General features: G+C 59.0%; 12 protein-coding genes. All 12 read left to right on the top strand.

The features are described from left to right. Positions 1 to 7 precede the first annotated feature (7 nt). Entirely contained in the window at positions 8 to 712 is a 705-nt protein-coding gene (locus tag U5L73_RS07810) for a succinate dehydrogenase iron-sulfur subunit (RefSeq protein WP_322561808.1), read from the top strand. Positions 713 to 733: 21 nt separating this feature from the next. Further along, positions 734 to 1012 carry a succinate dehydrogenase assembly factor 2 gene (locus U5L73_RS07805; protein ID WP_313875621.1) on the top strand — a complete coding sequence of 93 codons (279 nt, stop codon included), beginning with the start codon at positions 734 to 736 and terminating at the stop codon, positions 1010 to 1012. A 10-nt stretch (positions 1013 to 1022) separates the two neighbouring features. After that, positions 1023 to 2333, top strand: a complete 1311-nt coding sequence (locus tag U5L73_RS07800) for a citrate synthase (RefSeq protein ID WP_313881160.1) — start codon at positions 1023 to 1025, stop codon at positions 2331 to 2333. A 256-nt stretch (positions 2334 to 2589) separates the two neighbouring features. After that, on the top strand, positions 2590 to 3504 hold the full coding sequence (locus tag U5L73_RS07795; RefSeq protein WP_322561807.1) for a LysR family transcriptional regulator: 915 nt from the start codon (positions 2590 to 2592) through the stop codon (positions 3502 to 3504). 13 nt (positions 3505 to 3517) lie between these two features. Then, entirely contained in the window at positions 3518 to 4966 is a 1449-nt protein-coding gene (gene leuC, locus U5L73_RS07790) for a 3-isopropylmalate dehydratase large subunit (protein ID WP_322561806.1), read from the top strand. 19 nt (positions 4967 to 4985) lie between these two features. Continuing rightward, a complete protein-coding gene (locus U5L73_RS07785; RefSeq protein WP_296508898.1) occupies positions 4986 to 5114 on the top strand; it encodes an entericidin A/B family lipoprotein in 129 nt (42 codons plus the stop codon). Continuing rightward, positions 5111 to 5761: a 3-isopropylmalate dehydratase small subunit gene (gene leuD / locus U5L73_RS07780; RefSeq protein WP_322561805.1), complete on the top strand. Its 651-nt coding sequence runs from the start codon at positions 5111 to 5113 to the stop codon at positions 5759 to 5761. Before U5L73_RS07785 ends, leuD begins: the two co-directional genes overlap by 4 nt. Before the next feature lie 34 nt (positions 5762 to 5795). Next, positions 5796 to 6866: a 3-isopropylmalate dehydrogenase gene (leuB, locus tag U5L73_RS07775; protein ID WP_322561804.1), complete on the top strand. Its 1071-nt coding sequence runs from the start codon at positions 5796 to 5798 to the stop codon at positions 6864 to 6866. 298 nt (positions 6867 to 7164) lie between these two features. Continuing rightward, the gene (asd, locus tag U5L73_RS07770; RefSeq protein WP_313875614.1) at positions 7165 to 8295 is read left to right on the top strand and encodes an aspartate-semialdehyde dehydrogenase; all 1131 of its coding nucleotides are present in this window, start codon (positions 7165 to 7167) and stop codon (positions 8293 to 8295) included. A 315-nt stretch (positions 8296 to 8610) separates the two neighbouring features. Continuing rightward, on the top strand, positions 8611 to 11079 hold the full coding sequence (locus tag U5L73_RS07765; protein WP_322561803.1) for a FimV/HubP family polar landmark protein: 2469 nt from the start codon (positions 8611 to 8613) through the stop codon (positions 11077 to 11079). Between the two features lie 43 nt (positions 11080 to 11122). Continuing rightward, entirely contained in the window at positions 11123 to 11905 is a 783-nt protein-coding gene (gene truA / locus U5L73_RS07760) for a tRNA pseudouridine(38-40) synthase TruA (RefSeq protein ID WP_322561802.1), read from the top strand. After that, positions 11902 to 12630, top strand: a complete 729-nt coding sequence (locus tag U5L73_RS07755) for a phosphoribosylanthranilate isomerase (RefSeq protein WP_322561801.1) — start codon at positions 11902 to 11904, stop codon at positions 12628 to 12630. Before truA ends, U5L73_RS07755 begins: the two co-directional genes overlap by 4 nt. Positions 12631 to 12632: the final 2 nt, after the last annotated feature.

The raw sequence follows: 12632 nt of genomic DNA, 5'->3' as shown, positions 1-12632 counted from the left end.
CAAGATCATGACCAAACGCATTTTTTCCATTTATCGCTACGATCCGGACAAGGACGCCAAGCCCTACATGCAGGACATCGAGGTCGAACTCGATGGCTCCGAACGCATGTTGCTGGACGCCTTGATGAAGCTCAAGGCCATCGATCCTTCCATCTCCTTCCGCCGCTCTTGCCGCGAAGGCGTTTGCGGATCGGACGCCATGAACATCAACGGCAAAAACGGTCTGGCCTGCCTGACCAACATGCTGACCTTGCATGGCAAGATTGTGTTGAAACCCCTGCCCGGCCTGCCAGTGATCCGCGACTTGATCGTGGACATGACCCAGTTCTTCAAGCAGTACAACTCGATCAAGCCCTACTTGATCAACGACACCGTACCGCCTGAAAAAGAACGCCTGCAGTCGCCCGAAGAGCGCGAAGAGCTCAACGGCCTGTACGAGTGCATCTTGTGCGCCAGCTGCTCCACCAGCTGCCCCAGCTTCTGGTGGAACCCCGACAAGTTTGTGGGCCCTGCCGGCTTGCTGCAGGCCTACCGCTTTATTGCGGACAGCCGCGATCAGGCTACCGGTGAGCGTCTCGACAACCTGGAAGATCCGTACCGTTTGTTCCGTTGCCACACCATCATGAACTGCGTCGACGTCTGCCCCAAGGGATTGAACCCCACCAAGGCGATCGGCAAGATCAAGGAAATGATGGTTTTGCGTGCGGTTTAACGCAAGCTATGGTGCAAGCGCATGACAGACGAAAAAATCGATGAACGAGGCTTGAGCAAACTGCAATGGCGCTGCCGTCGCGGTCTGCTGGAAAACGACTTGTTCATCGAGCGTTTTTTCCGCCGGTACAGCGACACCTTGACGGTTCGCCATGCCGACGCCCTGTCTGCGCTCATGGACCTGAGCGACAACGACCTGCTCGACGTGCACTTGGCACGAAAAACGCTATTGCAGGTGGACGCTGCCCTCGATCGCGCAGACGTCCATGAAGTTTTGAAAATGTTGAGAGAACCTCTCTGAAAGGCGAAAGATGAAACTAGCTGATAACAAAGCCACCCTGTCGTTCAGTAACGGCAGCCCCAGCGTGGAAATGCCCGTGTACCAGGGCAACATCGGACCGGATGTGATCGACATCCGCAAGCTTTACGCCCAGACCGGCATGTTCACCTATGACCCCGGTTTTCTCTCAACAGCTTCCTGCCAGTCTGGCATCACCTACATCGACGGCGACAAGGGTGAATTGCTGTACCGCGGCTACCCCATCGAGCAGTTGGCCACCAACGTTGACTACTTGGACACCTGCCACCTGTTGCTGAAGGGTGAACTGCCCAACGCCACAGAGCGCGTGGACTTCCACAAACTCGTGACCAACCACACCATGGTCAATGAGCAGATGCAGTTCTTCTTGCGTGGCTTCCGCCGTGACGCACACCCTATGGCGGTGTTGACCGGCTTGGTGGGCGCCCTGTCTGCGTTCTACCACGACAGCACTGACATCAATAACCCTGAGCACCGCGAAATTGCCGCGATCCGTCTGATCGCCAAGATGCCTACGCTCGTGGCCATGGCCTACAAGTACGGCGTGGGCCAGCCTTTCATGTACCCGCAGAACGACCTGAGCTACTCCGGCAACTTCCTGCGCATGATGTTCGGCACTCCTTGCGAAGAGTACAAGGTCAACCCTGTGATCGAACGTGCGATGGACCGCATCTTTATTCTGCACGCAGACCACGAGCAGAACGCATCCACCTCTACCGTTCGTCTGTGCGGTTCCTCCGGCACCAACCCGTTTGCTGCCATTGCAGCCGGTGTGGCTTGCTTGTGGGGCCCTGCCCACGGCGGTGCGAACGAAGCCTGCCTGAACATGCTGGAAGACATCCAGCGCCAAGGCGGTGTCTCCAAGGTCGGCCAGTTCATGGAACAGGTCAAAGACAAGAACTCCGGCGTCAAGCTCATGGGCTTCGGTCACCGCGTGTACAAGAACTACGACCCCCGCGCCAAGCTCATGCAAGAGACTTGCAATGAAGTGCTGGAAGCCCTGGGACTGGAAAACGACCCCCTGTTCAAGCTCGCCAAGCAGCTGGAAAAGATTGCACTGGAAGACGATTACTTCGTCCAGCGCAAGCTGTACCCCAACGTGGACTTCTACTCCGGCATCGTGCAGCGCGCCATCGGCATCCCTGTGAACTTGTTCACCGGTATCTTCGCGTTGGCCCGTACCGTTGGCTGGATTGCCCAGTTAAACGAAATGATCGGCGACCCTGAATACAAGATCGGCCGCCCACGCCAGCTGTTCACCGGTTCCGTCAAGCGCGACGTCAAGCCCCTCGACCAGCGCTAAGCCCTAGGCTAAGCACCAACCCCGCCACCCGAAAGGGTCGCGGGGTTTTTTTATGAATTTAGGGTGCTAGCCCACACAGAGCGTGCGCATGACGCTATAAAAACAATAGCAGCCATCCATCCCCACGAACCTGGTGATGCTCAGCAGCCTGTCCACGTGCCCTTCCAAGACCCGTGCCATCGCCAATTGCGATGACAAACAGTCAAAGCAGTGGGAAAATGTCAATGGCCATCGATTAACGCGATGCCTCAACATCATGCCCGTTCAGGACCGTAACTTTTCACGCCGCATAGACCTCGCATCGTTGCAGATGTTCGTGGCCGTGTGCGAGTGCGGAAGTATTGGCAAAGCGGCGGAGCGTGAGTTCATTGCAGCCTCGGCCCTGAGCAAGCGCTTGAGCGATCTGGAAGCAACCCTGGGTAGCCCGCTACTGCAACGCCATTCCCGGGGCGTGCACCCGACTCCCGCCGGCCAAAGCTTGCTGCACCATGCCCGCAGCGTGCTATTCACCTTGGATCGCATGCACACGGAGCTGCATGAATACGCCGACGGCGCACGCGGCCAAGTGCGGGTGCATGCCAGCATCTCGGCTACCGTGCAGTTCCTTCCAGAAGACCTGGGCGCATTTATCCGCGCACACCAAGGCATCCGCATTGACCTTGAAGAACACCTGAGCAGCGAAGTCATCCGCGTCGTGCAGGAGGGCGCCGCCGATTTCGGTGTGTGCAACACCGCAGATGGCGCGGGTGAGTTGCAGACGCTGCCCTACCGCGAGGACCAATTGGTCCTGATCGTGCCCAGCACCCACGCGCTAGCGCGTGAGTCGTCAGTGGCATTCGCCGACACACTGGCGCTGGACCACGTAGGCCTGCACTCCAACAGCTCCATTTACACGGCGATGCGGCAGGCAGCGGCGGCGCTGGGTCAAAACATCAAGCTACGCATTCAGGTCACCGGCCTGGACGCCATGTGCCGCATGATCCACAACGGCCTGGGCGTGGGCGTCATGCCCCAACGGGCTTTTGCGCTGATGCACAGCACCGGCACGTTGACCGCAGTCCCCCTTACCGACCCATGGGCGCACCGGCGCATTGAGCTGGTAGCCCGCGACTTCTCGACCCTTCCGCGCAGTGCGCGCTTGCTGGTCGACCACCTAAAATCAAATCTCTAAAGGAAGCAACCTCATGGCACGCACGCTCTACGACAAACTCTGGGACGACCACGTCGTCCACACCGAAGACGATGGCACCTCCATCCTCTACATCGACCGCCATCTGGTCCACGAAGTGACCAGCCCTCAGGCATTCGAAGGACTGCGTGAAGCGGGCCGCAAAGTCTGGCGCGTCAGCTCTATCGTGGCCACTGCCGACCACAACACCCCGACCACCGGCTGGGAACTGGGCTACGACGGCATCACCGACCCGACCAGCAAAGAGCAGGTCACCACCTTGGACAGCAACATCAAGGAATTCGGTGCTGCCGCGTTCTTCCCTTTCCTGTCCAAGCGCCAAGGCATCGTGCATGTCATGGGCCCCGAGAACGGTGCCACCCTGCCGGGTATGACGGTGGTGTGCGGCGATTCCCACACATCTACGCACGGCGCCTTCGGTGCGCTGGCGCACGGCATCGGTACCAGTGAGGTCGAGCACGTCATGGCCACGCAAACCCTGCTGGCCAAAAAGGCCAAAAACATGCTGGTCAAGGTCGAAGGCCATGTGGCCCCTGGCATCACCGGCAAAGACATCGTGCTGGCCATCATCGGCAAAATCGGCACCGCCGGCGGTACCGGCTACACCATCGAATTTGGCGGCTCTGCCATCCGTGCGCTCAGCATGGAAGGCCGCATGACCGTGTGCAACATGGCCATTGAAGCCGGCGCCCGGGCAGGACTGGTGGCGGTCGATGAGAAGACTATCGACTACGTCAAGGGCCGACCCTTGGCGCCCGGCGCCAACGCAGCTTCCCCAGAAGCCGCGGCGGTGGAATGGGATCAAGCAGTTGCTTTCTGGAAGACCCTGCACTCCGACGCTGGCGCGTATTTCGACACCGTAGTCGAGCTGGACGCTACCCACATCGTGCCGCAAGTCACCTGGGGCACCTCGCCCGAAATGGTGCTGGGCGTGGACTCCATCGTGCCGGACCCCGACAAGGAAAAAGACGCCAACAAACGTGGCGCGATTGAGCGGGCACTCACCTACATGGGCTTGGAGCCTGGCAAAGCCTTGAATGACTTGTTCGTGGACAAAGTGTTCATCGGCTCCTGCACCAATAGCCGCATCGAAGACATGCGAGAAGCTGCAACCGTAGTGAAAAAGCTGGGCCAGAAAGTCGCCAAGAACATCAAGCTGGCCATGGTGGTGCCCGGTTCAGGTTTGGTGAAAGAACAGGCCGAGCGTGAAGGCCTGCACGAAATCTTCAAGGCCGCCGGCTTTGAGTGGCGCGAGCCCGGCTGCTCCATGTGCCTGGCCATGAACGCCGACCGCCTCGAGCCCGGCGAGCGCTGCGCCTCCACCAGCAACCGCAACTTTGAAGGTCGTCAAGGCGCCGGTGGCCGCACCCATTTGGTGAGCCCCGCCATGGCCGCTGCAGCAGCTATCCACGGCCACTTTGTCGACATCCGCAAGTTCGCCTGACCCATTGAAAGGACTGAATATGAAAACCGCACTTATCGCCGCATGTGCCGCGACCCTGCTGTTGCTGTCTGCCTGCAACACGGTCAAAGGCATGGGTCAGGACCTGCAAAAAGCAGGCGAAAAAATTGAAGGCGCTGCCAAGAAATGAAAAACTTTACCGTTCATCAAGGGTTGGTTGCGCCCATGGACCGCGAAAACGTCGACACCGACGCGATTATCCCCAAGCAATTCCTCAAATCCATCCGCAAAACCGGCTTCGGCCAGAACCTGTTTGATGAATGGCGCTACCTGGATGCGGGCTACCCCGGCCAGGAGCCCGCCAGCCGCAAACCCAACCCGGACTTTGTGCTGAACCAGCCCCGCTATGCCGGCGCCTCGGTCCTGCTGGCGCGCAAAAACTTCGGCTGCGGCTCCAGCCGCGAGCACGCGCCCTGGGCGATTGACCAATATGGTTTCCGCGCCATCATCGCGCCCAGTTACGCAGACATCTTCTTCAACAACTGCTTCAAAAACGGTCTGCTACCTATCCAGCTGAGCGAAGCCCAAGTAGACCAGTTGTTCAACGAAGCACTGGCTTTCCCCGGCTATCAGCTCACGATTGATCTGGAACGCCAGGTCATCGTGAAGCCACAGGGCGAGGAAATCCCGTTTGAGGTGCAAGCCTTCCGCAAGTACTGCCTGCTCAACGGCTTTGACGACATTGGCTTGACCCTGCGCCATGCCGACAAGATCAAGGCATTTGAAGCCCAGCGCTTGGCAACAAAACCGTGGTTAGCCCACACGATGTTTGCGTGAGCAGCTATCAAACTCATAGTATTTAAAGGACATCATGAAAATTGCAGTGTTGCCGGGTGACGGCATTGGCACCGAAATCGTGGCAGAAGCCGTCAAGGTATTGAACGCTCTAGAACTCCCCTTGGAAATGGAAACGGCCTTGGTGGGCGGCGTCGCCTACGATGCCCACGGCCACCCCCTGCCCGAAGCCACCCTCAAGCTGGCCAAGGAAGCCGATGCCGTGTTGTTCGGCGCCGTAGGCGACTGGAAGTACGACAAACTGGAGCGCCAGTTCCGCCCCGAGCAGGCCATCCTGGGCTTGCGCAAGAACCTCGGCCTGTTTGCCAACTTCCGCCCTGCCATTTGCTACGAGCAGCTGGTAGGCGCCTCCAGCCTCAAGCCCGAGCTGATTGCGGGCCTAGATATTCTCATCATCCGTGAACTGACCGGCGACATTTACTTCGGCCAGCCCCGCGGCCGCCGCATCGCTACCGATGGTCACTTCCCCGGTGCTGAAGAAGCGTTTGACACCATGCGCTACAGCCGCCCCGAGATCGAGCGCATTGCGCACGTCGTGTTCCAGGCCGCCCAGAAGCGCAATAAAAAGGTCACCAGCGTCGACAAAGCCAATGTGCTGGAAACCTTCCAGTTCTGGAAAGACGTGGTCACCGAGGTTAGCGCGCAGTACCCCGATGTGGAGCTGCAACACATGTATGTGGATAACGCGGCCATGCAACTCGTCAAAGCACCTAAAGCTTTTGATGTGATCGTGACCGGCAATATGTTCGGCGACATCTTGTCCGACGAAGCCTCCATGCTGACAGGTTCCATCGGCATGCTGCCCTCTGCCAGCCTGAACAGCAGCAACCAAGGCCTGTACGAGCCCAGCCACGGCAGCGCACCGGACATCGCCGGCAAAGGCATTGCCAATCCGCTGGCCACCATTCTGAGTGCGGCCATGATGCTGCGCTTCAGCTTGAACCAGGAAGCTGCTGCACAGCGCATTGAGGCGGCAGTGCAAAAGGTACTGGCGCAGGGTTATCGCACGGCAGACATCTACAGTGAAGGCACACAACGCGTCAGCACCAAAGAAATGGGCGATGCGGTACTGAAGGCTCTGGCATAAGAGCGGAATGCGAGGCGATATCACGCAATATCGCCTCGCACTTCAAAATCATTTCAGTCCGCGCGGAGCAAAAAATTCTTGTTTTGCGCTACAATAAATCCATGTTTGCCGCCCGCCCCTTCTCTTTGAGCTTGTTGACTGCCTCCATGGCAGACGTGGCCGCGCGCGCAATCATTTCCAAAACCACGACCATTAAGGGCTGATCCAGCTCCGGTATCGTCGTGCGCCCCCCGGCCAGACGAGCCGGAGCAAACAGCCCAGGTCGGGCATCGTTTGTTTACATTGAAAGGGCGTTGATATGAGCAAGTTGGTAGGTTTGGTCGGCTGGCGCGGCATGGTCGGCTCAGTGTTGATGGATCGCATGGAACAGGAAAAGGATTTCGACTTGATCGAACCGCTGTTCTTCTCCACTTCAAACTCGGGTGGCAAAGCACCGGCTTGGGCCAAAAACGAAACCACGCTGCAAGACGCTTTCAACATCGACGCCCTGAAGCGTTGCGAAATCATCATTTCCGCACAAGGCGGCGACTACACCACGGAAGTGTTTCCCAAGCTGCGCGCTGCGGGCTGGAACGGCCACTGGATTGACGCAGCCTCCACACTGCGCATGGAAAAAGATGCGGTCATCATTCTCGACCCAGTCAACATGCCCGTCATCAAGGACGCTCTCGCCAAAGGCGGCAAGAACTGGGTGGGCGGCAATTGCACCGTAAGTTGCATGCTGATGGGTGTGGGTGCACTGTACAAGGCTGGCTTGGTCGAATGGATGAGCACCCAGACTTACCAAGCTGCGTCTGGCGGCGGCGCACAACACATGCGCGAGCTGCTGACCCAATACGGCACCCTGAACGCAGAAGTCAAAGCTTTGCTCGACGACCCCAAGAGCGCGATTCTGGAAATCGACCGCAAGGTCATCGCGAAGCAGCGCGCACTGACCGGCGCGGAGACCGCCAACTTCGGCGTTCCACTGGGCGGCTCCCTGATTCCTTGGATCGACAAAGATCTGGGCAACGGCATGTCTAAAGAAGAGTGGAAAGGCATGGCCGAAACCAACAAGATTCTGGGTATGGGCGAAGGCTTCGGCAGTTCCGCTATTCCGGTAGATGGTTTTTGCGTACGCGTGGGCGCCATGCGCTGCCACAGCCAAGCCTTGACCTTCAAGCTGAAGAAAGACGTGCCCGTGGCAGACATCGAAGCCATGATCGCGGCAGACAACCAGTGGGTAAAAGTGGTGCCCAACACCCGTGAAGCCACCATTCAGGATCTGACACCCGTGGCCGTGACCGGTACCATGACTATTCCCGTGGGTCGTATCCGCAAGCTGGCGATGGGGCCTGAATACGTGGGTGCCTTCACCATCGGCGATCAGCTGCTGTGGGGAGCGGCTGAACCCCTGCGTCGGATGCTGCGCATCTTGCTGGACGCGTAACAGAGAGTTACGCTTCGTTGTCGCGAGGCAACAAGCGTCACAGCGACAATAGGGCCTCTAGACGGGCTTTGGAAGTTAAGCGCTTCCTTAGCTTGTCTGCCTAAGATATTGATGTTAAGGTACTTTTTTGTTTTCTAGCTCAGGCGTTGGCCTGGGAAATGAGAAGTACATCGCAGCTCCCCCTGAGCACCGGAGGCCTTTAAATTGATCGTTAAGTCACATCGTTGGCAGAGGACGGCTGTCGCAGCTGCATCTTTCGCGCTGCTCAGCTTGTCGGGATCCGGTGCGTATGCGCTTTCACTCGGGCGCTTGACGGTGCAGTCCGCGCTCGGTGAGCCCCTGCGCGCCGAGGTGGAAATCCCTGAAATCACCGCCGAAGAGGCCTCCTCTTTGAGCGCGGCAGTGGCCCAGCCGGAGGCGTTCACCGCTGCAGGGCTGGAGTACAGCCCTGCCCTGACCAGCTTGCAAGCCAGATTGGCGCGCCGGGCAGACGGTAAAGCCTACTTGCGACTTACCAGCGACCGTGCAGTCAATGACCCCTTTGTCGACCTGATTCTGGAGGCCACTTGGTCCTCCGGTCGCATTGTGCGCGACTACACCTTGCTCTTGGATCCACCGAGCCTCAAGAAGACGGCTCCTGCACCAACACTTGCGCAAATAGCACCAACCCCCTCGGTGCCTGCAACGACCCCACAGCCAGCCCCCAGACCAAGCAATGAGGCGCCAGTGCGCCCAGCGCCTGCTCCCCGGGCACAGCCGCCAGTGGCTGCAACGCCACCTGCAGACAAAGCTCCTGGTGCTGAGAATGGTCGCATCACGGTGAAGTCTGGCGACACGGCCAGCAAGATTGCCATTGCCAACAAGCCCTCAGGCGTTTCGCTGGACCAGATGCTGGTAGCCCTGCTGCGTTCGAACCCAGATGCCTTTGTGAAGGGGAACCTGAACCGTGTGCGGGCTGGTGCGGTCATGGCCCTACCCGGAGCGCAAGAGGCCACCAGCATCTCGACGGCAGAGGCCAGCAAAACGGTCTTGGCTCAGAGCAAGGATTTCAACGAATTCCGACGCAATTTGGCGGGTAACGTTCCACAAGCCAATGTCAGCGCTGCTGACCGCAAAGCCAGCGGCAGCATCGACACCACGGTAGATGAAAAGAAAGCCGCCGCACCCACACCAGACAAGCTGACACTGTCTAAAGGCAGCGTAGCCTCCAAGCCGGATGAAGCCAAGATTGCCTTGGAGCGCGAGGCAAAAGATGCCGCAGCACGCGCAGCCGAACTGAACAAAACCATCAGCCAGCTCAACCAGCTGAAAGACAAAGCAACACCGCCTCCCGCTGCATCGCCAGCTGTTGCGGCCAGCACACCGACTCCTACCATTGCACCAGCCGTGCCAGTGGCCGCGGTCACCCCGCCAGAATCGGCGGCAAGTGCAGCTCCTACCCCAGCGGCATCGGCTCCAGTGGCGGCCGCCTCTGTCCCGGCACCTGTAGCGTCTGAAGCAACTGTTGCCGCACCGCCAAAAATGTCGGCCCCTGCACCAATACCTACAGTCGACGAGCCAACGCTACTGGACACCCTGCTGGAAGACCCTGCCGTGCCCGTCGGAGCAGCAGGCCTGCTTGCGTTGCTGGGTGGTTTTGGCTTGTACCGTTTGCGTCAGCGCAAAAAGAATGCAGCTCAAATTGACAGCTCGTTCTTGGAAAGCCGCCTGCAACCGGATTCCTTTTTTGGTGCGAGCGGTGGTCAACGTGTGGATACCAACCAAAACGGTTCGGGCACAGCCTCGTCTATGGTGTACTCCGCCAGCCAACTGGATGCAGCCGACGACGTGGATCCGGTGGCCGAGGCAGACGTTTATCTGGCCTATGGTCGCGATCTGCAAGCTGAAGAGATCTTGAAGGAAGCCGTGCGCTCCAACCCCGGTCGATTGGCCATCCACACCAAGCTCTTGGAAATTTTTGCAAAACGCCGTGACACACGCAGCTTTGAAAGCACTGCGACCCAAGCATTCAAACTCACCGGCTCGGAAAGCAACGACTGGGCACGTATTTGCGAAATGGGGCTCAGCATTGACCCAAGCAACCCGCTTTACCAGCCCGGTGGAATCCCCGCGATGCCGATAGCCGGCGCGGTTGCGGCCGCTGCTGTAGCGTCCACGTTTGGTGACAACACAGTGCCACAGTCAGCACACGCAGAACTCGACTTAGCAGCAGGGGGTGTGGACCTCGACCTGGACCTCGACTTTTCGTTGGACGACGAGCCGGCAGCAAGCGCGATTAGCGACGTGACCGGCACAGCCATTGCGAGACAGCCCGAACCCAAGTCGACTGCCAGTAACTCACTGGACATGGATTTTGATCTCTCGGACGACATGCCGGCCACCGTGCCACCGAGTTTTGAGCCTGTCAGCCAAATGCCGGAAATTTCGCTCTCGCTCGACGACCTGGAAGTGCCGTTGGACACGGGCAACTCCACGCCGATGCGCTTTGAGGCGACCAGCCCCGCACCTGTGGAGGAGCCTGCTGCTGAAACGACCGCACATGGTGGCTTGATGGAGTTTGACCTCGAGTCGCTGTCCATGGATTTGGGAACACCTGCAGAAGCCCCCACTGCGGCTCCCGACAACCTCAGCGACGATCCTCTGGGCACCAAGCTTGCGCTGGCGGAAGAGTTCATCTCTATCGGAGATGAAGACGGTGCACGCGCCTTGATAGAAGAAGTGGTGGCGGAAGCGACCGGAGATATGCGCGCCAAAGCACAGAAAGCACTGGCGCAGCTGAGCTAAGCGGCTGCGCTTTGTGCAATGAGACATCGAGGTTCGGGATATCGTGCGGATAGTTTTAGGCGTTAGTTACAACGGGCAGGGATACCAAGGCTGGCAAAGCCAGTCTTCCGGTCTGACGATTCAGGACAAGTTGGAACACGCCTTGGGCACGTTTACGGCCCAACGCGTATCCACCCTCTGCGCAGGGCGCACCGACGCTGGGGTACACGGCTTGATGCAAGTCGTGCACTTCGACACCCTCCTCGAACGTGATACCTACTCCTGGATTCGCGGCACGAACGCCAATCTCCCCAAAGACATCGCAGTGCAATGGGCGGTGCAAACCACGACAGATTTTCATTGCCGGGCGTCTGCCTTGTCCCGTCGCTATGCCTATGTGCTGCTGGAGTCTCAAATAAGGCCCAGCGTGGAATCCGGGCGCGTGGGTTGGACTTTCAACACACTCAACGAGGCCGCTATGCGGCAGGCGGCCGACTTTCTTGTGGGCGAACATGATTTCAGCTCCTTCCGGGCGGCCCAGTGCCAGGCATTGAGCCCGGTCAAAAACCTGATGCGCATTGAACTGCACAAACGCGGGGCCTACTGGCGCATTGAATTTGAAGCCAACGCGTTTTTGCATCACATGATCCGCAACATCATGGGTTGCCTGGTGCAGATCGGACAAGGCAAAAAACCGCCGGAGTGGATGGCCGAGATACTGGCGGCCCGCAACCGCAAGGTGGCTGCGCCCACCTTCTCGCCGGACGGTTTGTATTTTTTGGGCCCCCGCTATGACCCCCAGTGGGGCATACCGGACCGCACGCCTGCGTATGATGCGTTGCCATGAACGCACGCACCACGCACACCGACACCTACCCCCGTACCCGAATCAAAATTTGCGGCCTGACCCGCGAGCAAGACGTTGACGCCGCCGTCTCCGCTGGCGCAGACGCGATTGGATTTGTGCTGTACGCCAAAAGCCCCCGCGCAGTCACGCCTCAGCGGGCAGCCGAACTGGCCAAAAGACTCCCCCCTTTCGTGACCCCTGTTTTGTTGTTTGTGAACGCAGATGCTACAGAAATAGGAGCTGCTTGCGCAATGGTGGCGGGCGCTACCGTGCAATTTCATGGAGATGAAACGGCACACGAATGCCAGACGGCCACCGGAGACGCTGCCCGCCCCTACCTGCGCGCCGCACGGATTCCGCTGGGCGACGACGCACCAGCGTTTGACCTCGTACAATTTGCCCGCGATTATTCGAACGCCCAAGCCATTCTGTTAGACGCCCACGTGGACGGCTACGGTGGTGGTGGCAAAACATTCAATTGGTCACTTCTTCCTCCAAGCGTCAACGCTCACCTCGTCTTGAGTGGTGGACTCACCAGTGCAAACGTGGGCGATGGCATCACGGCGGTACGGCCGCGCTGTAAGTCGCTGGCTGTGGACGTGAGCTCCGGCGTCGAAGCCGAAGACGCTCACGGCAAGCCCCTCAGGGGCATCAAAGATCCCGAAAAAATCCGCCAGTTCGTTGCCGCCGTGCGCGCGGCGGACCGGCATCTTGCAGGAATGTAAAC

The organism is Rhodoferax sp. (assembly GCF_034520025.1).
Classification (GTDB): Bacteria; Pseudomonadota; Gammaproteobacteria; order Burkholderiales; family Burkholderiaceae_C; genus Allorhodoferax.
This window is presented reverse-complemented; position numbering and strand designations above follow the sequence as displayed.